Raw genomic sequence first — 24,659 nt, 5'->3', positions numbered from 1 at the left:
AAAAGGTGGTAAGAATATGCAAAAACTCAGGATCGAATTAAGAGAAGATACAAATGACGAATTATATGATCTATTGCTGCTCGCCGATCCGTCCAAAGACATTGTAGATGAATACCTTGAGAGGGGAGAATGTTACACGGCTTGGGCCGGTGATGAGCTTGCAGGTGTTTATGTGTTGCTAAAAACAAGGCCGCAAACGGTTGAAATTATAAATATTGCCGTAAAAGAATCTCTTCAGAAGAAGGGCTTTGGCAAACAGCTTGTACTTGACGCCATCGAAAAGGCGAAGGAGCTGGGGGCGGACACAATTGAAATCGGGACGGGGAATTCAAGCATTCATCAGCTTTCTCTCTATCAAAAATGCGGATTCCGCCTTCAGTCAATCGACCATGATTTCTTTATCAGACACTATGATGAAGAGATTTTTGAAAACGGGATTCAATGCCGCGATATGGTGAGGCTTTATTTGGATCTTTCATAAAAGAGCTGATGGCTTTTTTCCCGGTACCCCGCTGCATTCCATGTCTCACTGATATGATAAAAAAAGCCAGCATGAGAGTCAGACCGAAAGACAGATATAATCAGCATCTATAAACACTAGAAGGCCTGTGTAAACAGCTGCTGAAAGAGGTTCTACAATCAGAAAAAATAAGTGAGAAAATTCTTCCAAAGTATTCAGTCGGGACGTCTTTAAAAAACTCAAAACTGTTTGTACATCAATATAGGAAATAGACAGGAGGAGAATAAAAGCTGAAGCTAGGAAAGTTTGCATAAAAAAACCGCCGAGACTTAACTCGGCGGTCTTTTTATTACTTGTTTAAGTTGTAGAAAGAGTTGATACCGTGATATTGAGCAGTTTCAGCCAACTGATCTTCGATGCGAAGAAGCTGGTTGTATTTCGCAACACGGTCCGTACGAGACGGAGCACCTGTTTTGATTTGTCCTGCGTTTGTTGCCACAGCGATGTCAGCGATTGTGCTGTCTTCAGTTTCACCAGAACGGTGAGAGATAACAGCAGTGTAGCCTGCGCGTTTCGCCATTTCGATCGCATCGAATGTTTCAGTCAATGTACCGATTTGGTTTACTTTAATCAGGATAGAGTTGCCTACGCCGTTTTTAATACCTTCAGCAAGTTTTTTCGTGTTTGTAACGAAGAGGTCGTCACCAACAAGCTGAACTTTTTTGCCAAGACGCTCAGTAAGAAGCTTGTGGCCTTCCCAGTCGTTTTCGTCAAGTCCGTCTTCGATAGAGATGATTGGGTATTTAGAAACCATTTCTTCGTACCAGTCAACCATTTCAGCAGATGTTTTCACAACGCCTTCGCCAGACAGATGGTATTTGCCGTCTTCTTTGTTGTAGAACTCAGAAGATGCAGCATCCATAGCAAGTTTCACTTCTTCGCCAGGTTTGAAGCCGGCTTTTTCGATTGCTTCAACGATTGTTTGAAGCGCTTCTTCGTTAGAACCAAGGTTTGGAGCGAATCCGCCTTCATCACCTACAGCTGTGTTCATTCCTTTAGCAGAAAGAACTGATTTCAGGCTGTGGAAGATTTGAGCGCCCATGCGAAGTGCTTCACGGAAGTTAGGAGCACCTACAGGCATGATCATGAATTCTTGAATATCCACGTTATTATCAGCATGCTCTCCGCCGTTTACGATGTTCATCATCGGTACAGGAAGAGTTTTTGAGTTGAATCCTCCAAGGTATTGGTAAAGAGGAATCTGTAAGAAATCAGCAGCAGCACGCGCACAAGCCATAGATACGCCAAGGATTGCGTTCGCACCAAGTTTGCCTTTGTTTTCAGTGCCGTCAAGCTCGATTAAAAGCTGATCGATTGCGTTTTGTTCAGTTACATCAAAGCCAAGAAGCTCTGGTGCAATGATTTCGTTTACGTTGTTAACAGCTGTTAACACGCCTTTTCCAAGGTAACGGTCTTTGTCGCCGTCACGAAGCTCAACCGCTTCGTATTCACCTGTAGAAGCTCCGCTTGGCACTAACGCGCGGCCGAAAGCTCCTGTTTCTGTATATACTTCAACTTCAACTGTTGGGTTGCCGCGGGAGTCTAATACTTCGCGTGCATAAACATCAACAATGTATGGCATGAGTTTTGTCTCTCCTTTTGATTTTCAAATTATTTTTGAATTAAAGATGTTCCTGTCATTTCTTTCGGTTTTTCAACACCGAGAAGGTCTAATAACGTTGGTGCAAGGTCTCCTAGGATTCCGCCTTCACGCAGCGTAACGCCTTCTTTCGTTACAATCACAGGGACTGGGTTTGTTGTATGCGCAGTGTGCGGTTCGCCTGATTCTGTAATCAGAATGTCAGCATTACCGTGATCAGCGGTAATGATGGCGTGTCCGCCTTTAGCGAGAATCGCGTCAACGACTTCGCCTAAGCATTCGTCCACTGCTTCAATTGCTTTAATTGTTGGTTCAACCATTCCGGAGTGGCCGACCATATCAGGGTTTGCGAAGTTCAGAATGATCGCGTCATGCTTGTCAGCTTCAATTTCTTTGACAAGCGCGTCTTTCACTTCATACGCACTCATTTCAGGCTTCAAGTCATACGTTGCAACTTTAGGCGAGTTGATGAGAATACGCTCTTCACCCGGGAATTCAGCTTCACGGCCGCCGCTCATAAAGAACGTGACGTGCGGATACTTTTCAGTCTCTGCAATTCGAAGCTGTTTTAATCCGTGCTGAGATAATACTTCTCCGACTGTGTTATCAAGATTTATCGGTTTAAACGCTACATAGCCGTCAACTGTTTCACTAAAGTGAGTCAGGCAGACGAAATACAGGTTCTTTGGATAATTCTCGCCGCGGTCGAAATCGCGGAAGTCTTTGTTTGTGAACGTGTTGGAAATCTGGATGGCGCGGTCCGGTCTGAAATTATAGAAAATCACAGAATCGCCGTCTTGGATTTTCGCAACAGGCTCACCGTTTTCTTTTGTGATGACAGATGGAATCACGAATTCATCGTAGATACCATTTGCATATGAATCATCAACAACATCCAGGGCGCTGCGGTAAGATGGGCCTTCGCCGTACGCCATTGCGCGGTACGCTTTTTCTACACGGTCCCAGCGTTTGTCGCGGTCCATAGAGTAGTAACGTCCGGAAATGCTGGCGATTTCACCCACACCGATTTCCTTGATTTGATCGTTCAATTGGTTGATGTACGTTTTCGCTGTCTGCGGACCTACATCACGGCCGTCAAGGAAGCCATGGATATAAACCTTTGTCAGCCCTTCTTTTTTCGCAAGCTTTAACAGTGCGAATAAATGGTTGATATGGCTGTGCACGCCTCCGTCAGATAAAAGACCGAACAGGTGCAAGGCTTTGTTGTTTTCTTTCGCGTTGCTGATCGCGTCAAGGAATGTTTGATTGCGTTCGAACTCTCCTTCACGAATGGCAACATTTACGCGTGTTAAGCTTTGGTACACAATACGTCCCGCACCGATATTTAAGTGACCTACTTCGGAGTTCCCCATTTGCCCTTCAGGAAGACCTACAGCCTCGCCTGAAGCAGTCAATGTTTGATGAGGATACTGGTTCCAATAGCGGTCAAAATTCGGTTTTTTCGCTAAAGCGACTGCGTTTCCTACTGTTTCGTTACGTAATCCGAACCCATCAAGAATGATGAGTGCAGCTGGTTTTTTACTCATATTGACCTTCCTCCAATAATTGAACGAATGACTGTGGCTCAAGGCTCGCGCCGCCGACCAAAGCACCGTCAATATCGGACTCTGCCATATATTCTTTAATGTTTGCAGGCTTTACGCTTCCGCCATATTGGATGCGAAGCTTGTCTGCAGTTTCTTGGCTGAAGCTTTCAGCGACGGTTTTACGGATATGCGCACACACGTCGTTCGCATCTTTCGCTGTAGAAGATTTGCCTGTTCCGATTGCCCAGATTGGCTCATACGCAATAACAGAAACAGCAACTTGTTCTTCAGAAAGACCAGCAAGGCCTTTTTTCACTTGGTCAGCAACTAGATCATTTGTTTTGCCGGCTTCGCGCTCTTCAAGCGTTTCACCCACACAGATGATCGGCACAATGCCGTGTTTGAAAGCAGCATGTGCTTTTTTGTTAACTGTTTCATCAGTTTCAGCGAACATTTCACGGCGCTCAGAGTGTCCGATGACGCAGTAGTCAACGCCAAGGTCTTTCAGAGCAACCGGGCTGATTTCGCCTGTGAACGCGCCGCTTTCTTCGAAGTGCATGTTTTGAGCGCCGACTTTAAGGTCAGTGCCTTTAACAGCTGAAGTAAGCTTTTCTAGGAAAAGTGCTGGCGCGCAAACAACAGCTTCCGCTTTGTCTGCTGCTGGAATGGAAGATTTCACTTCTTCAACGAAGCTGACAGCTTCGCCGAGTGTTTTGTTCATTTTCCAGTTACCGGCGATAATTGGTTTTCTCATCTGTTCCACTTCCTTATAGCAGTTTTGAGATTATTTATCGTTAAGTGCAGCTACCCCTGGAAGCTCTTTGCCTTCCATAAACTCAAGGGATGCGCCGCCGCCTGTTGAAATGTGGCTCATCTTGTCAGCAAGGCCGAATTTTTCAACCGCTGCCGCAGAATCTCCTCCGCCGATGACAGAGTATGTATCTTTCGCCTCTGCCAATGCTTCCGCAACCGCTTTTGTTCCTTGAGCGAACAAGTCGATTTCGAATACGCCCATCGGTCCGTTCCACACGACAAGCTTGCTGTTTTTGATGACGTCAGCATATGTTTCGCGTGTTTTCGTACCAATGTCGATTGCTTCTAAATCACTAGGGATTTCAGAGATCGGCACCATTTTTACGTTTGCATCGTTAGAGAAATCATCTGCAACGAGTACATCTTCAGGCATATAGAAGTTAACGCCTTTTTCTTTCGCGCGGTCCATAAATGATTTCGCAAGCTCGATTTTATCCTCTTCAAGAAGAGATTTACCGACTTCATAGCCAAGCGCTTTTACGAATGTATAAGCAAGACCTCCGCCGATGATCAGGTTGTCTACTTTATCAAGAAGACTTTCGATTACACCGATTTTGTCTTTTACTTTCGCTCCGCCGATGATCGCCGTGAATGGGCGGTCAGGGTTAGAAACCGCTTTTCCGAGTACATCAAGCTCTTTTTCCATTAAGAAACCTGCGACTGCTGGCAGATGCTTGGCAATTCCAGCTGTAGATGCGTGAGCGCGGTGGGCAGCACCGAATGCGTCATTTACATATACATCTGCAAGCTCAGCAAATGCTTTTGCAAGCTCAGGATCATTTTTCTCTTCACCAGGGTAGAAACGTACGTTTTCCAATACAAGAACGTCTCCGTCCTTCATCTCGGAAATTTGTGCTTTTACAGCATCGCCGTAAGCTTCATCCGCTTTTTTCACTTCTTTGCCAAGCAGTTCGCCGAGACGTGCAGCGACAGGAGTTAAACGAAGCTCCTCAACTACTTCGCCTTTCGGGCGGCCTAAGTGGCTCGCAAGAAGGACTTTTGCGCCTTGTTCTGCAAGGTGTTTGATTGTTGGAAGCGCAGCACGGATACGTGTATCGTCTGTTACTTCCCCGTCTTTCATTGGAACGTTAAAGTCAACGCGGCAGAATACAACTTTGCCTTTTACGTCGATGTCTTTGAGAGTTTTCTTATTCATGCCTAGGAGATCCTCCTTCAAAATGGTTTGCATACAGCACGAAAAACGTGAAACCGTCTGGTCAAGCGATAACGCCGCTAGGGCAGTTCGCAGTCTTTTTTCGGCACAGGGCAGTTCGTCTAAAAGCCAGGGCAGCGGCCTTAGGCGAAAGCGCCGGCAAAGCTGCTAAAAACGCGGTCGTTTCTCTTTCACAGAGCGTTTTCTGAAAGCCGGTCTTCATGGAAAAAGGGAAAGGGAGTCCGTCCCCTTCCCTTGTCCGCTTTCATTATAGCGCTTCTATTCAAAAGAACCAAGTCAGGTCCTTTTTCAGCTATAAATTAAAGACCTTTTTTTGCGATGTAAGCTGCAAGGTCAACAACGCGGTTAGAGTAGCCGCTTTCGTTATCGTACCAAGAGATTACTTTTACCATGCTGCCTTCCATAACCATTGTAGAAAGAGCATCGATTGTAGAAGAGTTTTTGTTTCCGTTGTAGTCGCCAGAAACTAATGGCTCTTCGCTGTAGCCAAGGATTCCTTTAAGGTCGCCTTCAGCTGCTTCTTTAAGAGCTGCATTTACTTCCTCAGCTGTTACTTCTTGGTTCAGTTCAGCAACCAAGTCAACTAGAGAAACGTTTGGAGTTGGAACACGCATTGCTCCACCGTTCAGTTTGCCTTTTAGTTCAGGAAGAACTAGAGAAACTGCTTTAGCAGCACCAGTTGATGTTGGGATGATGTTTTCAGCTGCTGCACGCGCACGACGGTAGTCTTTGTGCGGAAGATCAAGGATTTGCTGATCGTTTGTGTAAGAGTGAACAGTTGTCATCATACCGCGTTTGATGCCGAATTTATCGTTAAGTACTTTTGCAAACGGCGCAAGGCAGTTTGTTGTGCAAGATGCGTTAGAGATAACATCGTGGTTAGCCGCATCGTATTTATCTTCGTTAACACCCATAACGATTGTGATATCTTCTTCGTTAGCAGGAGCAGAGATGATTACTTTTTTCGCGCCAGCTTCTAAGTGTTTCGCAGCGTCTGCGCGTTTTGTGAAGAAACCAGTAGATTCAACTACGATTTCAACGCCTTGTTTGCCCCAGCTAAGTTTAGCAGGATCGCGTTCTGCAGAAACTTCAATTGTTTTGCCGTTAACAACAAGGTTGTTACCGTCAACTGAAACTTCAGCGTCTAATTTTCCGTGTACAGAATCATATTGTAAAAGGTGAGCCAGCATGTTAGCATCTGTTAAATCGTTAACCGCTACTACCTCAACTTCAGGATTGTTTAATGCTGCGCGGAATACGTTACGTCCAATACGACCAAAACCGTTAATACCGACTTTTACTGCCATGATTGTTTCCTCCTTTAAATAAGTGAGAGATATTTATATTGAGGGATTATTCATCCCTTAATAACTTCTTTGCGGCTCCTTCGTCTGTGACGAGAACCGTGTTGCGCGGCTTTTTAAAGTAAGCCTCGATCGCCTCGGCTTTTGATGATCCGCCCGCTACCGCAATAATATCGGGAATGGCGTCTATGTCATCCAGCTGCATTCCGACAGAATGCACTTTGTGGACCACTTCGCCGTCCGCATTAAAATAGTAGCCAAACGCTTCTGTCACCGCGTCGTTATCATCTATTTTCTTTAAGTCTTCTAAAGGCGTGTTTCTGCGCTGAGCCATAGTTTTAGCTTCGCCGATTCCGTGAACCAGCATACTCGCCGATTTAATGGTGTTCAGCACCTCTTTGACAGAAGGCTCTTCAATAATAGATGAATAGGCGCCTTGTGACAGCTGTCCCGGAACAAACAAAAGCCGGTAAGTGCCTGAAGCCTTCTCCGCCATATGCGCGCATATGGTGTTCGCCTGGTTTTTCACGTCTTCGCCTAAACCGCCTCTTGCAGGCACAAACAAAAGCTCGCGGTTTTTAGAATCCGGCGTCATCATTTCGGCGACAGCTTCAATTGTCGTACCGCCAGTTACAGCGACGATATTTTTGCCTGAAAATCTTTTTTTCATACATGCGACAGCCGCTCTACCCATTTCTTTTTTGACCCATGGAGAGTGATCGCTGTCTCCGGATACGATAATGACATCCTTTAGATTTAAACGTTCTTTTAATGTCTTTTCCAAAAGCGTCAAACCTAAAACATCTTTCATCGTATCTTCCAGAACAGAAAGCAGTTCATAGCCCTCTTCTGTCAATGTCATGCCGTTTGTCTTAATATCGACCAGGTTCTGTTCCTTTAAAAACTGAACCTCGCCCCTCAGCACACGCTCGCTGATTTCGAGACTGGCAGACAGGCTTCTTCGCCCGATGGGTTCTGTCAGCCTGATATACTGCAAGATTTCAAACCTCTTTTGCATAACGAGCAGAAGATCAGGCAATAATTTTTTTTGAGCTTGTATTAACTGGTTCATGACTCAAACGTTCCTTCCTTTTTTGCTGGACATTATATGTCCCACTATGACAAAAAACGTCCCATCATAGCCAAAAAAAATCATTTCTGCTTTCTTTAATTATTTTAACAGGGTGGAATTGTTTATTCAACTGTTAAGAGCCAATTCATCGACAATATTCGCAGAGTTTTCATGCCGCGGCGTTTTAACTAGCACTATTTTTTCCTATATATCTTTATCTTATACAGAAATCGCCAAATGGTGCATCCCAATATAAACAGCCCTTCTCATAGAAAGGGCTGTTCTTTTAAAGCGTTTTCATTTTATCCAGAGCTTTTCAATTTCTTCAAGCGATTTGTTCTTCGTTTCCGGGCAGATTGTTACGACAAACAGGAAGCAAAGGATGTTAATCACCGCGAAGATCCAGAATGTATAGGCGAGCCCGAACGAATCAATCATCATTGGCACAAACTGTCCGATCGCCCAGTTTGCTCCCCATAAAAAGATGGTCGCAATGCCCGCGGCCCGCGCACGCAGATGGTTCGGGAAGATTTCAGAAATCATAATCCATGTGATCGGTCCAACCGAAACACAGAAAGCAGCGACAAAACCTAATATAAGGATGATCATCATGATCCCGCTTGTTAACTCAAAATAAAACGACGTCCCGATTAAAATCATAAAAATAGCCATAAAAGCAGAACCGATGGACATCAGTTTTTTCCGTCCGACTTTATCAATCAGCAACACCGCAATAACGGTAAAGATGACTTCTACAACTCCAACGATACAAGTCGTCACGAATCCGGCGTTTTGCCCGAATCCCATCATTTTAAAGATTTCCGGCCCGTAGTAAGTAATGGCGTTCATGCCGATGACTTGGTTAAACAGCGCCAGCAGGATTCCAATGACAAGCGCCTTTCTGAGACCCGGCTTAAACAGCTGGGAGAGTGACCCCATTTGTTCTATTTTTAAAGAGTTCTCAATGTTCTTTAATTCTTCTTTTGCAACAGTTTCTCCATTAATACGTGTCAGAATCTTTAAAGCTTCGTTTGTTTTGCCCGCTTTCGCCAGCCATCTCGGACTTTCCGGGACGACGAGCAGGACAAGGAAGAAGATGACGGACGGCACCATTCCATAAGCAAGCATCCATCTCCAGCCGGTGTGCACGCCCCATTCGTATGTTCCGGACCGCTGCACAGCCAGATTAATAAAGTATGTTGCGGAAATACCCAGGATCGTAAAGAGCTGATATAAGGATGATAAACTTCCGCGTATGGCGGGCGGCGCCGCTTCTGTAATGTACGTAACAGAGAGCGATGAGCCCATCCCGATTCCCAGGCCCCCGATAATCCTTGCAATGATCAAAGTGGACACGTCTTGAGAAAGTGCTGAAACGATTGCTGATATCGCAAATAACAAAGCGGCTGTCATTAAAATTTTTCTCCGGCCGAATCTGTCACTTAAAAATCCGGATATCCCGACGCCCACAACTCCTCCAATCATAATGCTTGAAATGACAAGTCCCTCCATAAACGGACTCAGGCTGTATAAATCTTTCAGAAAACCAATGGCGCCAGAAATCACTGCCGTGTCATAGCCATACAATAAGCCGCCAAGCCCCGCCGCGCATGAGATCAAAATGACAAATCCCATTGAATGGCTTCTTGTTACAGGAACATTTGGTTCTAATTGAGTTGGAGTATTCTTCATTTCCCTGCCCTCCCGAAATGTTGAGTAAAGCGTTTTCATTTAAACCTTCAATTGTACGTACTTATATTAAAATTTAACGAAAATTACATTTAATTAGTACGTACAAATATAGAATAATCTTGTTTGTATTTTCTGTCAATGTTTTCTTACAAAGAACGCTGTGATATACTAAAATTTGTCCGTATACATTTTGGAGGAATGGATATGTTACCAAAATACGCGCAAGTAAAAGAAGAAATTAGTTCATGGATTAATCAAGGCAAAATACTGCCCGATCAAAAAATCCCTACCGAAAACGAATTAATGCAGCAATTCGGCGTCAGCCGGCATACCATTCGCAAAGCGATCGGAGACCTCGTATCACAAGGTCTGCTGTACAGCGTGCAAGGCGGAGGCACCTTCGTCGCTTCACGCTCTGCGAAGTCAGCGCTGCATTCCAATAAAACGATCGGTGTTTTGACAACCTACATATCAGACTATATTTTCCCGAGCATTATCAGAGGAATCGAGTCCTATTTAAGCGAGCAGGGATATTCTATGCTTTTGACAAGCACAAACAACAACCCGGACAATGAAAGAAGAGGCTTGGAAAACCTGCTGTCCCAGCATATTGACGGACTCATCGTAGAACCGACAAAAAGCGCTCTGCAAACTCCAAACATCGGCTACTATCTGAACTTGGAGAAAAACGGCATTCCCTTTGCGATGATTAACGCGTCATATGCCGAGCTTGCCGCACCGAGTTTTACCTTGGATGATGTGAAAGGCGGCATGATGGCGGCGGAGCATTTGCTTTCTCTCGGCCACACGCACATGATGGGTATTTTCAAAGCTGATGACACACAAGGCGTGAAACGGATGAACGGATTTATACAGGCGCACCGGGAGCGTGATTTGTTCCCCTCTCCAGATATGATTGTGACATTTACAACGGAAGAAAAAGAATCAAAACTTCTGGAGAAAGTGAAGGCCACACTGGAGAAAAACAGTAAGCATATGCCGACAGCCATTCTTTGTTATAACGATGAAATTGCGCTGAAGGTGATTGATATGCTGCGGGAGATGGATCTAAAAGTGCCGGAGGATATGTCTATCGTCGGGTATGATGATTCACATTTCGCCCAAATCTCCGAAGTGAAACTAACCTCTGTCAAGCACCCGAAATCCGTGCTCGGTAAAGCGGCGGCGAAATATGTGATTGACTCCCTTGAGCATAAAAAGCCAAAGCAAGAGGATGTTATATTTGAGCCTGAGTTGATCATTCGCCAGTCCGCACGAAAACTGAATGAATAAAAAAAGCAATGTATGGGTCTCCCCGCTACATTGCTTTTTTTATAGCTGTTATCTATTTTTCCAAACATCAGCGATGATTTCAAACGAACGCATTCTGTCTGCGTGTTCATAGGTTTCTGAGTTAACCATAATTTCGTCAGCCTGTGTCGTTTTGACGAAGTCTTCAAGCTTCGCCTTCACTTCTTCCGGCCCTCCGACAATCGTGGAGCTTAACTGCTCATTGACCATCGCTTTTTCATACGGGCTCCAGATTTGGTCCATATCCTCAACAGGCGGCTTCAGCTGGTTCGGCGTACCGCGGACAAGATCAAGAAATCTTTGATAATGCGACGTCGCAAGGTGCTGCGCTTTCTCGTTTGTATCTGCCGCGATAATGGTGACGCCGACCATCGCATACGATTCGTCGAGTACGTCAGACGGCGTGAAGGAATTGCGGTACAGCTCTAAGGCAGGAACCGTATTCGCCGGCGAGAAATGAGCGGCGAAGGCAAACGGAAGACCTAGTTCACCTGCAAGGCGGGCGCTGAAGCCGCTTGAGCCCAGCAGCCAAATCGGCACATCTATGCCCTCTCCGGGAATGGCGCGGACTTGATTGCGCACATTTCCTTTCGGTTTAAAGTAATTGCGAAGTTCCTCTAGTTGTTCTGGGAAATCCTCTCCGCTGTTGATGTTTCTGCGGAGCGCTCTTGCTGTCAATTGGTCCGTTCCCGGCGCACGTCCGAGCCCCAGGTCAATCCGCCCGGGATACAATGTTTCGAGTGTGCCGAATTGTTCAGCAATGATTAATGAAGAGTGGTTCGGGAGCATAATGCCGCCGGAACCGACGCGGATTTTCTTAGTGCCTCCGGCAATATGGCCAATCAAAACTGCGGTGGCAGAGCTTGCCACACCTTCTATATTATGATGCTCAGCAAGCCAGTAACGGTGATAGCCCCATTCCTCCGCACGGCGCGCCAAGTCCATGCTGTTTCGGAATGATTCCGCGATCGTTCCTCCCTGAACAACCGGAGATAAATTCAAGACAGAAAGCAAGGTATCTTTGCGTTGGTAGTTAGACATATTGTTCTCCTTTGCAAATGTGTTATCAGGAAACAGCCCAAAGCTGTCAGGTCATGATCGAATGTACTTCTATCACACCATAACACAACTGCATTCTGGAATAAAAGAATTTGATTCGATGAAATTCGAACAATATAAAACGTACGGTTTGGGACGTTATTCTGCTCCAAACAGCTCCTTAGCCATCTCAATAAAGAGCTTAGCCGCCAGAGAAGCCTCCTTCAGCGACGGAACAGCAAGCTGAACATCTCGGTATACCTGCGGGTCCAACTCTCTGGTCACCACATGCTCCGGCAGCGGCATGTGCGACATGGACATTTCTGATAAAATCGCGAGACCCAGTCCTTCTTTGACCATACTGATCGAGGTGTTCATGTTATAGACTGTGAAAGCGGCGTTCAGCGTAGCGCCCGCTTGCCTGAACATATCGTGAAAAGGTGATTCATAGCCGCCGTCGCAGACGATCATCGGTTCATCATCGAGATCTTTCAGCGTAATGGCTGAACGGCTGCAAAGCGGGTGATCATCCCTGAGCACGACTGCCATTTTGTCTTTTTTCAAATGAATGTACTCCATCTCCTCTGTTGGATACAGAAGAATGCCGACATCTATCATCCGCGTGTGAAGCCACTCCTTGACTTCATTTACAGTTCCCTCGTGCAGCACAAGCTCCAGTTTCGGATATTTTTGTTTAAATTCACTGATCAGCTTCGGCATAAAATAAGCCGAGGCAGTTGAGAATGTGCCAATATGGATTGTACCCAGTTCAAGCCCTTTTTCCGCGGCTGCGACCTGCTCAACTTTTTCAATGCCTTTTAAGACTTCCCTGATGTGTACTAAGATCTGTTTTCCCGTATCAGTCAGCATCAGGCCATTGCGGCGGTCACGAATAATCAGCTTTACATCAAGCTCAGCTTCGATTGCAGAAATCGCATGGCTGACAGCCGGCTGTGTCATGTTCAGCGCCTGACCCGCTTTTGTAAAGCTTCCCGTTTCAGCTATTTTGACGAAAACCTTTAATTGTGTAATAGTCATAACAATTTACTTATGCTCCTCATAAAAAAGATTCATTTTATTTATCTTATGTTCTACCGTATCATATGATGGAAAAGTTCTACAAGGAGTGAATGAACAATGAAGCAGCTCTCAAAAACGCGGACAGCTCTCCTGCTCGCATTTCTCGTCATCATGTGGGGCGTCAATTGGCCGCTGTCCAAAGCCGCGCTCGCCTATTCGCCGCCCTTATTATTCGCGGGCATCCGAACGCTGATCGGCGGGCTTTTATTAGTCATTGTCGCACTGCCGCGTTTTCATAAATTACGTTTAAAAGAAACGTGGCCGATTTATCTTGTTTCTGCACTTTTAAATATTACGTTATTCTACGGCCTGCAAACGATCGGGCTGAATTATCTTCCGGCCGGCCTGTTTTCTGCAATCGTCTTCTTTCAGCCTGTTCTGATGGGGGTATTTTCTTGGCTGTGGCTCGGCGAATCTATGTTTGTATTGAAAGTGATCGGGCTCATCCTCGGTTTTGCGGGAGTAGCCGTCATTAGTGCCGCGGGCTTTGACGGGCATATTTCTGTCATTGGGGTTCTGCTGGCGCTTGGCTCCGCAATCAGCTGGGCGCTCGGAACAGTATATATGAAAAAAACAGGCAGCCGCGTCGATTCCATCTGGATGGTCGCCTTGCAGCTGACGATCGGCAGCGTGTTTCTGCTTATATCCGGTCTTTGGACAGAAAGCTTTTCCGCGATCCAATGGACAGCTCCGTTTATCACGAGCCTGCTGTTCATCTCTGTATTCGTTATCGCACTCGGTTGGCTTATCTTTTTTACACTTGTCGGTTCAGGAGAAGCAAGCAAGGTCGCATCTTATACGTTTTTGATTCCGCTCATATCGATCGTAGCCAGCTCCATTTTCCTGCATGAACCGCTCACCCTTAGCCTCTTGGCAGGGCTGCTGCTGATTGTCACAAGCATCTGTCTCGTGAATACAAACTCAAAAGCGCAGAAAGCAGCGGCGATTGGCATAAATGAGAAAGCTGCACAATAATAAAAACCCTCTTGCCGGATGCGGCGAGAGGGTTTCTTATTTACTGATGCTTGCGCCCTTTGACCAAATATGCAACGGTAATCAAAAGGTAGATCGCCGCAGTAATGCCGGTAATGACAATTGACGTTGTCATTACGACCCCGATCAGAATGGCGAGTAATGCCACAATCGCAAACCATGTCGTGTACGGGAACCATTTTACATAATAAGCCGGTTTTTCCGTTTGCTGTTTTCTCGATTTCAAATGAGCGAATCCGATGATCAGCCAAATGAATAAAACGGTATATCCCAATGATCCCATTAAATAATTAAATGTTTGGCTTCCCGCGAACAGAGAAATCAACACTCCAATATAGAGAGAAGAAGTGCACATCAGAATTGCAAACATCGGTACGTTTTTTGATGAAAGCTTCGAGAAGACCTTCGGAAGCCTTCCGTCACTTGCCTGTGTATACAAAATGCGTGATGATCCGTATAAACCTGAATTCATAGAAGAAATGATCGCCAGCAGGATAACTGCGTTCATGATATGATCAGCGCCCGGAATGCCTACCATTTTAAAGACCATCACGAAAGGACTTTCCGGAACGGAATTGACTTGGTTCCACGGAATCAGGCTGACGATGATGAAAAACGGCAGCAGGTAAAACGCGACAATCCGTGTCAGTGTGCTGCGGACAGCTTTCGGGACAACCTTTTCTGGATTTTTTGTTTCAGCAAGTGTCACTCCGATAATTTCTGTACCGCCGTAAGAGTAGATGACGACAAGCATCGCCGTAATCAGCCCTGTGCCGCCGTGCGGGAAAAATCCGCCGTGCTCTGTCAGGTTTGAAAATCCGGCAGCTGTATGATCACCGAATGATACGAATAAAAGCAATAACCCTAAAATAATAAAGACAATAATAACGGTAATCTTGATCATGGCCAGCCAATATTCAGTTTCGGCGAAGATTTTAACAGAAAGCAAGTTTACGATCGTGACGATAAGAGAAATCCCCAATGCCAGCACCCAAATCGGGCAGCCCGGGAGCCAGTATTGAATAAAGATCGCAGCTACAACAGCTTCAGCCGCAATGTTGAGCACCCACATTTTCCAGTATATCCAGTCCAAGAAATAAGCGGCGTAATTCCCTAACACCTGCTGGACAAGGTCCCTGAAGGTTCTGGCGTTGCGGTTTCGAACAGCCATTTCCGCGAGCCCCTGCATAATAAACAGCAAAATAATTCCGCCGAGCAGGTATGCGATAATGACAGATGGCCCTGCCACATCGATCGCTGAGCTGCTCCCCTTAAATAAACCTGCGCCGATTGCTCCGCCCAGCGCCATCATCATAATATGGCGGGACGTCATCGTGCGTTTTAACGTTTGATTGTCGTTTTTCATCCTCTGCTACCTCTCCTTCTCGTTTTCAAAAACAAAAAAGCCCGCCGCCCCTTATCTAATCTAATAGATAAAGAGACGACGAGCCTTCGGCTGACCGCGGTACCACTCTTGTTGATTCTTCATGAAGAATCCTGCTTTTGACCTGTAACGAAGGTTAGCCGTTAAAACATAGGGAATATTCAATCTATTCCGTTCTGTCTTACCACTCCCGGGCGAGTTCAAAGAAGAATCAGGCTGCGTCGCACCACCCCGCAGCTCTCTGTTCTGATTACTTTCTTTTACTGCTCCCAATCTATGCGTTTTAGTTTTCTGAAAAACTCAAATTTTATGATCTGAATATATTAACATAATATACGTGCTTCTCTTTTCCCTGTCAATAACTTCAGAGAAAAAAGAAACTGTTATTTTGTCCCTTTTTGAATGGCTTTCCAAAAGGATTCTGACTCGTTTCCTAATGCGTAGACTGAAACACCTGCTATTTTATATTGCTTTGCCAAATGGCTTTTCGTTTGAACGGTTTTTTCGTTTTCATACCACACGACATGTTTATGCTTCTTTTTGTCAACATAAGAAAACGTCATCGAACCTGTTTTTTTGTTGAATGCCGGCTTTGCTTTTTGCTTTTGGATGAGGGATTTGAGTTCATTCCATCTCCTCACAGAGCTTCCGCTTCCGTCTTTTACATCCCAGTCATAGCCGTACGCGGGGATGCCCATGATGACTTTATTGGCTTTGATCTTTTTGACTGAAAACTGCAGAGAGCTTTTGATCCAGTTTGTGCTTGCCACTGATCCTGGCTCCCCCCAAATGCCGTGTTCGTCGTAGGTCATGACTTGTACGAAGTCGGCATATTTGCCGATTTTCGCATAATCATACGGCCAGCTCCAGTCATCATTTTTATCATCAGCGCTTTTGGCCGGAACGGATACCATTGTTTGAATATGTTTCTTTTTCAAAGCCTGTGAGACATCTTGAATAAAACGCGAGTATTTAGATCGGTCTTCTGGATTCACTGCTTCAAAATCGATATTGATACCGTAGTATGAGTGCTTTTTCGCCAAAGATATGAGCTGATCAGTGAACCGTTTTTTCGCTGTTTTATTACTCATGACCCGACTTGCCAAATCTCCGTCAAAGTCATAAATGGCATCATTATAGTTTGAAATGACAGCCCATGTCTTGATTTTTTTCTTTTTCGCATATGTCAGCTGCTTGCTTGGGGCATCGCCAATGATTTGTCCGTTTTTTTCAAACGCAAATGTATCGGTTGCGATGGCATTCATGTATGTATGATGTTTCGCAAGAGAATTGTATGAAGCCGTATCCCCAGTCGTGTAGCCTAATGTCATGCCGGCTGCCTTCGCTTCTCCTTTTGTATACATAAACAGAACAATCGCAATCGCCAGTGAAACCGCTATAATCAGCCATTTTTTCATCGCATTTCCTCCTGTATCAAGTCATACTCTTCTCATCGGCCAAAAAATTGGAAGTTGAAGTTTTTTTTCAAGCAAAAAGCCCGGCATATGCCTGCCGGGCTTTCTGAGTTTAGCGGTCAGAGACGAGAATATAGGCTGCCTTTACTGGTCCGTGCACTCCTACAACTAAATCCATTTCAATATCGGCTGAGTTGCTCGGTCCGGTAATGTAGTTGATACATGAAGGAACAGTGACACCGTCTGCAATGTTTTGGCGGATGATATCACTGGCTTGTGTCATTCTTGGCACAATGCTTGATTTCGGCACGATCGCAATATAAGTCGTAGGCAGAAGACTGACAGATCGGCCGATGTCTTTTGAGGAGAAGAGGACAACCGTCCCCGACTCAGCCAATGTAATTTCGCTGAATGTAATCCCTACATTGGCTTGCTCCGCTTTTTTGATATTTTCCTCGCCTTTGTCAGCATCCCACTCCCAGACTGGCGTTCCCTCACTCGGCCAGTCCTTGGTGAGCAGGCTTTTCAGTCCGTATGCTTCAAAGCGGGGGTCCTTCGGAATGATGACAGGGCCTCCGGAGAAGCGGCTGACTTGCTCGCGCAGGGCATCGTAAAGGCCGGTTGAATCCGTTTCAATCAGCTCTGTATGGATTTTGACACAATGGTTTTTGAGCACTGTGACTAAGTCATCCGCTGAATATCCTTCAAGTGTTTTATATTGCGGCTGATGCGCCCACTCAGGAACTGCCACGCCCCCTGTTCTTCTTTCACGGCCCAGGCTGGATGCGATTCGGTTTAAAAAGCTCTCTTGATTCTGAATGGTTCCCTTCGTCATCACTGCTCCTCCTTCGTGCGTTCACTTGTTTCTCTGTCCGCAAACCAGTCTCTGAATCTCGATTTATGCGGTGCCGGGAAGTCGCGGATCTGTGTCCAGCTTTTGAGCGGGCCGGGTCCCTTCGAAATTTTTTCGTCCTCTGTAAAAGGTGTCATGGCGGCCGGCGCCCATTTTGAGCCCATTTTGTATAGTGACAAGGAGGATGCGCCAAGTCCGAACGCTTTCATCGCAAGCTTTTCACTGATCGGCGCTCTGCCTTCTTTTTCGACGATGTTTTGGCGATGCTTGAGAAGGAGCTCGTGCAGCGGAATTTTGACCGGGCAGGCTTCTGTACAAGCAGCGCACAGTGAAGAAGCGTACGGCAGCTCCTTATAATCGTCATAACCGCCGAGCAATGGCGATAAAACCGCTCCGATCGGCCCCGAGTAGATTGAGCCGTATGAATGTCCGCCGACATGGCGGTACACAGGGCAGACATTGATACAGGCGGCACAGCGGATACATTGCAGCACAGACTGGAATTCCGTTCCTAGGATGTTGGATCGTCCATTGTCAACGATGACAAGATGGAATTCTTCTGGACCATCCACTTCACCTTCCAGCTTCGGACCCGTTAATGCTGTAATATAGCTTGTCAGCCGCTGTCCGACAGCACTTCTTGTCAGCATGCTGACAAGCACTTCAAATTCAGAAAATGACGGGACAATCCGTTCCATTCCCATGACGGTAATTTGTGTTTTCGGCAAGGTGCTCACAAGCCGTCCATTTCCTTCATTGGTCACAAGGCTGACGGAACCCGTGTCCGCAATGGCGAAGTTACAGCCGGTAATGCCGATATCCGCTTCCAGAAACTTTTTCCGGAGAATGGCACGCGCATGCATGACAAGCTCTTCCGGTTTTTCTGTATGTTGATAGTCCAGCCTTTCTTTAAACACATCGCGTATCTGCTCTTTATTTTTATGAAGGGCGGGCGCGACGATATGTGACGGCGGATCGTGATCATCAATCTGCAAAATATACTCGCCGAGGTCGGTTTCGACGACTTCACAGCCTTCCTTCTCCAGCACCTCATTCAGATTGATTTCCTCTGTAACCATTGATTTTGATTTTACGATTTTCTTCCCGTTCTTCTTTTGAATGACGTCGCGAATATAAGAAGACGCCTCTTCCGCTGTTTCCGCGAAATAGACATGTCCGCCTCTTTTCGCTACATTTTCGGCAAGCTGTCCGAGATAGAAATCAAGGTTTTCAAGGACATGCTGCCTGATTTCCTCTGATAAAGAGCGCCACTCCTCCCAGTTTCCCAGTTCTTCTGCTGCCTCTAGGCGCCGCGTCCGCAGACGCTCCTGTGCACCTGAAACAGCGCCTCTCATAAATTCATTATCAATCCCCTGTGATACCCGCTCTTTAAAAGCGTCAGTACCGATTTTCATCGCCATGATCCTTTCCCCCTCTGAATCCAGTTTTATCTGCTGTTGAGCACTTCGGCGATGTGCATCACTTTGACATTCTTATCTTTTCGGTCAAGCCGTCCCCCGATATTCATCAAACAGCCGCAGTCAGCGCCGATCAGCACCTCTGCTCCCGTTTCCTCCACACATTCGACTTTTTCATCGACCATCTGCTCTGAAATCTGCGCCATTTTGACGGAGAACGTTCCTCCGAATCCGCAGCAGTTATGTTTGCCTGGAAGCTCTGTAAACTGCAGTCCCTTTACATGGCTCAACAGCTTCATCGGCTCCTCCCGAACCCCGAGCAGCCTTGTCATATGGCACGACGTATGTAAGGTCGCTTTTGTATGAAGGGTCGCGCCGACATCCTCTACCCCAAGGACGTTCACGATAAAATCTGTCAGTTCATACGTTTTATCCGCCAGCTTTTGCGCTTTATCGGCCCATTTCGGATCATCCGCAAACAAGTGCGGGTATTCCCGGAACATCGTTGTGCAGGAACCGGAAGGACTGACAACATATTCGGAATCCTGAAACGTTTCGATCATCCGTTTCATTGCTTTTTTGGCGTCATGTACATAGCCGCTGTTGTAAGCCGGCTGCCCGCAGCAAATCTGCCCTTCCGGAAAATCAACCTCGCACCCAAGCCGCTCCAGCAGCTCAACCGTTGCTTTTCCGACATTTGTTTGAAACATATCAACAAGACAAGTGACAAAAAGTGAGACTTTCATGATGAACCCCTCTCTCATCCCCAATATATGATCAGGTCATCTGATGACCTGAGTTAAAATAACTATATGAATATCGTACACTATTCTGATAATAGAAGGGAAGGGTTTTCTGGGGATATTTTCATTAGCGGGCATATCAAAAACACTCCTGATCTCCCAGGAGTGCAGTAAATGGTGAAAAGTATACGGTTAAATCCAGCCCTTTTCCTCAGCAATGCTGGCGGCTTCTGTCCGATTTTTCGCATGAAGCTTTTGGATGATTTCTGAGATATAGTTTCGGACTGTGCCTTGAGATAGATAGAGCTCCAGCGTAATGTCTTTTGTTGTCTTGCCTAAAGCCGCAAGCCTCAGAATTTCTTGCTCTCTAGCGGTTAGCGGATTTTCGTCTCGCATCATATTAAACGTAAGCTCGGGGCTGAAGACACGTTTTCCCTCTACACATTTTCGAATGGCATCGGCCAGATCGTCAATTTCTCCGTCTTTCAGCAGATAGCCATGCGCACCGGCTTTTACCGCACGTTCAAAATATCCGGGGCGGGCAAAAGTAGTTAAAATTATGACCTTGCTGACGCAGCCTTTTTTCATTAATTCCTCTGCCACATCCAGTCCGCTTCGAACCGGCATTTCAATGTCCATGATGCATACATCCGGCTCCAGCTTCAAAATAGCATGTAGCGCCTCTTCCCCGTTTAATGCTTGTCCGATGACTGTCATATCCTCTTCTAAATCAAGCAAAGATCCCAAAGCGCCTAAAAGCATTCGCTGGTCCTCAGCAATAAACAGACGAATCATTCTTTTCGTCCTCCAATCATTCTGCTTTTTTAATCAGCGGAATCGTCAGAGTCACAACCGTTCCGTTATGATCTGAAACTGTTAATCCCCCTTCAATGAGCATGAGCCGTTCTTCCATTCCCCGCAGGCCATTCCCAAAGGTTTTCTCCTTCGCTGCTCCCTTTCCGTCATCCCGTATCACGATCCTCATTTTGCCAGCAAACTGAGAAATGGTGATGGCGCAGTGAGTTGCTTTGCTGTGCTTGATGATGTTAGTCACTGCTTCCCGCATACACATACTGATAATATTTTGAGTGACGGGAGATATCGCTGAAAAGTCGTCGGCTCCTTCGTATTGAAAGGTAATGTTCCCCGCCCTTAAAATGTGCTGAATGTTTACGAGCTCCTCTGTTATCGTGACCGTCCTCATATCAGAAACCAGCTCTCGGACTTGCTTGAGTGCGGCTCGCGAGCTGGTTTCCATTTCTTTTGCCTCATGCTTGGTCCGTTCTGGATCAGATGCAGCCAACCGCTGAATGAGCTGGCTTTTTAATGTAAGCAGCGACAAGGTATGGCCAAGAGTATCGTGAAGATCACGGGCGATTCGAACACGCTCCTCTCTTTTAGAGAGTTCTTTTATCTGTTCGTTGGCTTGTGCCAGCTTAGCTTCAAGCTCAATTCTCCGAAACATAGAACGAATGCCGAATGGAGAAATGAGCATGATGACGAGAAACGGGAGAACAGAAAAAAGCTCCCGGAGCGTGACTGAATTCACGATAAATTGGTATAGGCATGGAAAAAGCAGGATAAAGATTAAAGCGCAGAACGCACGGTTAAAATTCGTTTTCTCTTTGTAATAACCAACAAAGTTTGCCGGGAAAAAACCTAAGTATATATAGGTGATATTGTAAAACACACTATATATCAAAATAACCGCCATTTGCATGATAAGCCAATACGTAAACGAAGCTCTGCCCACGCAGCAGAATAACTGGCGATATGCCGCGATAAATAGAAGCAGGATGCCATATCCAATGACCTGTTTGATGCCTGATTCTTTCAATAAAGAGAGGAACGGCATAATGGTGTACACCAGAAAGATATAAGGGAAAAACCCGAATTGCTTCGGGAAAATTGATATTGCCTTTTTCATGTATTACACCGCTTCTTGTTTTCTTCTAATATATTTAGATAGTAGCATGAAGAACATCATATAAGCGATTAATATCAGGATATTTTTCCAATCCGGACTCCCGCCCCGCACTAGTTCCCACGCGCCGCTCCCGAAATGATAAGACGGAAGCCACTGGCCAATGTTCTGCATCATGTCAGGCATGACCTCAAACGGCATCCACATCCCCCCGCCTAAAGCCAGCAGCATATAAAGCACATTACTGATTCCGGCCGCTGTTTCTACTTTTCTCATGAGGCCGATTAGTGTGCCTAATGCTAAAAAAGGCAATGCGCCAAACAAAATCCACAGTCCGCTCATCATCCATTCAAACGGTGACAAGGCAATGTCATTGATCATTGCGCCGAACAGAAAAATGACGGTAATCGATAAAACGTGAATGACACTTTGTCCGATCATCTGAGCTAATAAATAGATATGATCTGGAAGAGGTGTAAGGCGGATAAAGGCAGTCCAGCCTTGTGACCGTTCTTGAACCATACGGATGCCCAGTGTCATGATAGAGGAACCCATCACGCTGAAGACTGTCATTGACATTAAGTAATGGGCGTCCCATGCACGTTGGTCGGGAACGTTGGTATTCACTACATTGGTAAAGAGATAATAAAAGACTATTGGCATGATCAGCGACCAAAGCACAAAATACTTGTTCCTAAGCACCCTTTTCATTTCAGCTATGCTTTGCTTCTGCAGCATGTTCACTCACATCGCCTCCCTGTTTCCGTCAGCCAGCCGGCGAAATGCCTCATCGAGCGTCCCGTGTTCAATTCGAATATCCCGTGCTGGGATGTTTTCTTGAAAGATCAACGCCAACACTTTGTCTGTATTTGATGTTTGGATGATGATTCTTTGATGCCTGCGGAACACTCGCTCTACTTCCGGGTGCCGAGACAGCTTTTCCAACGATTCATCTGAATGGAGCGCAAAGGAAACAGACTGTTTTTGAATTCTTGAGCGGATTTGCATCGGTGAGTCATCTGCCACAAGCCGTCCATCAGCAAAAAATAAGATTCGCTGTGCGGCATCGTCTGCTTCCTGTAAATAATGCGTTGAAAAAATAATCGTTTTTCCTTGGTCCGACAGTCCGTGAATGGTCTGCCAGAATCGATGTCTTGATGAAGTGTCCATGCCGACTGTCGGTTCATCAAATATAAGCAGCTCCGGATTCCCGGCAAGAGCCAAAGCAAAGCTTAAACGGCGTTTTTGTCCTCCGGATAATTTTTCTGCTTTTGTTTTCAAATCTTCTTTTGTGAGTGCTGTTAACGAAACGAGTTCGTTCAAGGACAATGGATTCGGATAATAGCTTCGAAAGAGTTCGAGAATTTCATTCACCTTGAGGCCCGGCATGACACTTACTTCCTGAAGCATCACGCCTATTTGTTCGCGAACCTGTTGATCATCGGGAACCCGGTTAAATAGTTTGATTTCTCCCTCGCTTGGTTTCAGCAATCCTAATATCATAGAGATGACAGTCGTCTTCCCTGCCCCATTCGGTCCGAGAATGGCTGCGATTTCTCCTTTTTTCATGCTGAAGCTGATGTTGTTTACAGCTGTTTTATGCTGGAACTGTTTTGTCACATTGCTTACTGATACTGCCTCATTCATCACTTGAGCACCTCCTGATGGCTTACATTGATTGTAAAATGGCTGAGCAGCTGTTGTTAGTATGGGGTGTCATGATGATAGAGTGACAAATGTCATATTCTTTCTCACCGTTAGTGTCTAGGCAATCCATCCTCTGCATCTTCCAATTCAATCACCTTTTCTATGCCGCATGTCCCCTTTCTTTTAAACTGCTATGACTTTCATAGAAAGTACACTCTTCAAACCGTCCGAGTGTTATGATAGACACATTGAACTTTATATTACTTTCCGGCTGAAAGGAGCCAATCATGAACGAAGCGATTTTGTCTAGAAATCATGTGATGGTGAAAGGCAGCGGCAAAGCATCTATCATGTTCGCACCCGGTTTTGGATGCGATCAAAGCGTGTGGAATGCCGTGGCACCGGCCTTTGAAGAAGAGCACCGGGTCATTTTATTTGATTACGTCGGTTCGGGACATTCAGATTTGCGCGCATATGACCTGAATCGCTACCAGACACTTGACGGCTATGCCCAAGATGTCCTTGATGTTTGTGACGCTTTAGATCTGGAGGAAACCGTGTTTGTGGGGCACTCCGTCGGAGCCGTGATTGGGATGCTTGCATCCATCCGCCGCCCGGAGCTTTTTTCCCAACTGGTGATGGTAGGGCCTTCTCCTTGCTATTTGAATGATCCTCCTGAGTATTACGGAGGATTTGAAGAGGAGCAGCTCCTTGGTTTGCTGGAGATGATGGAGAAAAACTATATCGGCTGGGCAACTGTATTTGCGGCAACCGTTCTGAATCAGCCAGATCGGCCTGAAATTAAGGAAGAGCTTGAAAGCCGTTTTTGTTCTACTGATCCTGTCATTGCCCGCCAATTCGCGAAAGCGGCGTTTTTTTCTGATCACCGGGAGGATCTTTCGAAGGTAACGGTTCCCTCTCTTATTCTCCAGTGTGCAGATGATATCATCGCACCTGCAACAGTAGGTAAGTATATGCATCAGCATCTGCCTTATAGCAGTCTGAAACAAATGGAGGCTCGCGGTCATTGCCCTCATATGAGCCATCCAGATGAGACGATACAGCTGATCGGCGATTATTTAAAAGCACACGTGTGATAGCGGAACGAAAGGGATAGAGGTGACCCTCTTA

The 24,659-nt window shown here is 45.9% G+C and carries 22 protein-coding genes and 1 other annotated feature; of the genes, 4 read left to right on the top strand and 18 right to left on the bottom strand.

Features of this window, described 5'->3' with window-relative positions:
- The first annotated feature begins 16 nt into the window (after positions 1 to 16).
- Positions 17 to 481 carry a GNAT family N-acetyltransferase gene (locus QA442_RS04465; RefSeq protein ID WP_095431914.1) on the top strand — a complete coding sequence of 155 codons (465 nt, stop codon included), beginning with the start codon at positions 17 to 19 and terminating at the stop codon, positions 479 to 481.
- Between the two features lie 328 nt (positions 482 to 809).
- Here QA442_RS04465 and eno read toward each other — a convergent pair whose 3' ends face one another.
- From eno to araE, 7 genes are all read right to left on the bottom strand, one after another.
- The gene (gene eno / locus QA442_RS04460) at positions 810 to 2,102 is read right to left on the bottom strand and encodes a phosphopyruvate hydratase (RefSeq protein ID WP_003151625.1); all 1,293 of its coding nucleotides are present in this window, start codon (positions 2,100 to 2,102) and stop codon (positions 810 to 812) included.
- Between the two features lie 29 nt (positions 2,103 to 2,131).
- Positions 2,132 to 3,667 (bottom strand): 2,3-bisphosphoglycerate-independent phosphoglycerate mutase, encoded by a 1,536-nt coding sequence (gene gpmI, locus QA442_RS04455; protein ID WP_071582418.1) that lies wholly within the window; start codon positions 3,665 to 3,667, stop codon positions 2,132 to 2,134.
- Positions 3,660 to 4,421: a triose-phosphate isomerase gene (gene tpiA / locus QA442_RS04450; protein WP_279473748.1), complete on the bottom strand. Its 762-nt coding sequence runs from the start codon at positions 4,419 to 4,421 to the stop codon at positions 3,660 to 3,662. The genes gpmI and tpiA overlap by 8 nt, the downstream gene beginning before the upstream one ends.
- 30 nt (positions 4,422 to 4,451) lie before the next feature.
- A complete protein-coding gene (locus QA442_RS04445; protein ID WP_071582417.1) occupies positions 4,452 to 5,636 on the bottom strand; it encodes a phosphoglycerate kinase in 1,185 nt (394 codons plus the stop codon).
- A gap of 317 nt (positions 5,637 to 5,953) precedes the next feature.
- Positions 5,954 to 6,961, bottom strand: a complete 1,008-nt coding sequence (gene gap / locus QA442_RS04440) for a type I glyceraldehyde-3-phosphate dehydrogenase (RefSeq protein WP_003219957.1) — start codon at positions 6,959 to 6,961, stop codon at positions 5,954 to 5,956.
- A 46-nt stretch (positions 6,962 to 7,007) separates the two neighbouring features.
- Positions 7,008 to 8,030 carry a gapA transcriptional regulator CggR gene (gene cggR, locus QA442_RS04435; RefSeq protein WP_014665418.1) on the bottom strand — a complete coding sequence of 341 codons (1,023 nt, stop codon included), beginning with the start codon at positions 8,028 to 8,030 and terminating at the stop codon, positions 7,008 to 7,010.
- A 297-nt stretch (positions 8,031 to 8,327) separates the two neighbouring features.
- A complete protein-coding gene (gene araE / locus QA442_RS04430) occupies positions 8,328 to 9,722 on the bottom strand; it encodes an arabinose-proton symporter AraE (protein WP_014665419.1) in 1,395 nt (464 codons plus the stop codon).
- Positions 9,723 to 9,926: 204 nt separating this feature from the next.
- Here araE and araR point away from each other — a divergent pair, with 204 nt between their 5' ends.
- The gene (gene araR, locus QA442_RS04425; protein WP_069838708.1) at positions 9,927 to 11,015 is read left to right on the top strand and encodes an arabinose utilization transcriptional regulator AraR; all 1,089 of its coding nucleotides are present in this window, start codon (positions 9,927 to 9,929) and stop codon (positions 11,013 to 11,015) included.
- Positions 11,016 to 11,063: 48 nt separating this feature from the next.
- Here araR and QA442_RS04420 read toward each other — a convergent pair whose 3' ends face one another.
- Together QA442_RS04420 and QA442_RS04415 are read right to left on the bottom strand one after the other, a co-directional pair.
- Positions 11,064 to 12,074: an LLM class flavin-dependent oxidoreductase gene (locus QA442_RS04420; RefSeq protein WP_095431915.1), complete on the bottom strand. Its 1,011-nt coding sequence runs from the start codon at positions 12,072 to 12,074 to the stop codon at positions 11,064 to 11,066.
- A 156-nt stretch (positions 12,075 to 12,230) separates the two neighbouring features.
- Complete coding sequence (locus QA442_RS04415; protein ID WP_095431916.1) at positions 12,231 to 13,109, bottom strand: LysR family transcriptional regulator; 879 nt, start codon at positions 13,107 to 13,109, stop codon at positions 12,231 to 12,233.
- Positions 13,110 to 13,208: 99 nt separating this feature from the next.
- On the opposite strand from QA442_RS04415, the gene QA442_RS04410 reads away from it, so the two are divergent.
- Entirely contained in the window at positions 13,209 to 14,126 is a 918-nt protein-coding gene (locus QA442_RS04410) for a DMT family transporter (RefSeq protein ID WP_095431917.1), read from the top strand.
- A 40-nt stretch (positions 14,127 to 14,166) separates the two neighbouring features.
- Here the strand turns inward: QA442_RS04410 and QA442_RS04405 are convergent, their stop codons facing one another.
- From QA442_RS04405 to QA442_RS04365, 9 genes are all read right to left on the bottom strand, one after another.
- Positions 14,167 to 15,510, bottom strand: a complete 1,344-nt coding sequence (locus QA442_RS04405) for an amino acid permease (RefSeq protein ID WP_014665424.1) — start codon at positions 15,508 to 15,510, stop codon at positions 14,167 to 14,169.
- Positions 15,511 to 15,578: 68 nt separating this feature from the next.
- Positions 15,579 to 15,814: a binding site (T-box leader), on the bottom strand.
- Positions 15,815 to 15,911: 97 nt separating this feature from the next.
- Positions 15,912 to 16,946 carry a glycosyl hydrolase family 18 protein gene (locus QA442_RS04400; RefSeq protein ID WP_071582414.1) on the bottom strand — a complete coding sequence of 345 codons (1,035 nt, stop codon included), beginning with the start codon at positions 16,944 to 16,946 and terminating at the stop codon, positions 15,912 to 15,914.
- 109 nt (positions 16,947 to 17,055) lie between these two features.
- On the bottom strand, positions 17,056 to 17,778 hold the full coding sequence (lutC, locus tag QA442_RS04395) for a lactate utilization protein LutC (protein WP_040081779.1): 723 nt from the start codon (positions 17,776 to 17,778) through the stop codon (positions 17,056 to 17,058).
- Complete coding sequence (gene lutB, locus QA442_RS04390; protein WP_014665427.1) at positions 17,778 to 19,217, bottom strand: lactate utilization iron-sulfur protein LutB; 1,440 nt, start codon at positions 19,215 to 19,217, stop codon at positions 17,778 to 17,780. Before lutB ends, lutC begins: the two co-directional genes overlap by 1 nt.
- A gap of 26 nt (positions 19,218 to 19,243) precedes the next feature.
- Complete coding sequence (gene lutA, locus QA442_RS04385) at positions 19,244 to 19,960, bottom strand: lactate utilization iron-sulfur protein LutA (protein ID WP_014665428.1); 717 nt, start codon at positions 19,958 to 19,960, stop codon at positions 19,244 to 19,246.
- A gap of 189 nt (positions 19,961 to 20,149) precedes the next feature.
- Positions 20,150 to 20,752: a two-component system response regulator YvfU gene (gene yvfU, locus QA442_RS04380; protein WP_095431918.1), complete on the bottom strand. Its 603-nt coding sequence runs from the start codon at positions 20,750 to 20,752 to the stop codon at positions 20,150 to 20,152.
- Between the two features lie 16 nt (positions 20,753 to 20,768).
- A complete protein-coding gene (gene yvfT, locus QA442_RS04375; RefSeq protein ID WP_141237722.1) occupies positions 20,769 to 21,884 on the bottom strand; it encodes a two-component system sensor histidine kinase YvfT in 1,116 nt (371 codons plus the stop codon).
- Between the two features lie 3 nt (positions 21,885 to 21,887).
- Entirely contained in the window at positions 21,888 to 22,625 is a 738-nt protein-coding gene (locus QA442_RS04370; protein ID WP_014665431.1) for an ABC transporter permease, read from the bottom strand.
- Positions 22,626 to 23,531, bottom strand: coding sequence for an ABC transporter ATP-binding protein (locus QA442_RS04365; protein ID WP_095431919.1), 906 nt, complete (start codon positions 23,529 to 23,531; stop codon positions 22,626 to 22,628).
- 284 nt (positions 23,532 to 23,815) lie between these two features.
- Here QA442_RS04365 and rsbQ point away from each other — a divergent pair, with 284 nt between their 5' ends.
- Positions 23,816 to 24,625, top strand: coding sequence for a sigma factor SigB/phosphatase RsbP regulator RsbQ (gene rsbQ, locus QA442_RS04360; protein WP_095431920.1), 810 nt, complete (start codon positions 23,816 to 23,818; stop codon positions 24,623 to 24,625).
- Positions 24,626 to 24,659: the final 34 nt, after the last annotated feature.

The organism is Bacillus stercoris, from assembly GCF_029772985.1.
Taxonomy (GTDB): Bacteria; Bacillota; Bacilli; order Bacillales; family Bacillaceae; genus Bacillus; species Bacillus stercoris.
Note: the sequence above shows the minus strand (reverse complement) of the source record. Positions and strands in the feature narration are given on the sequence as shown.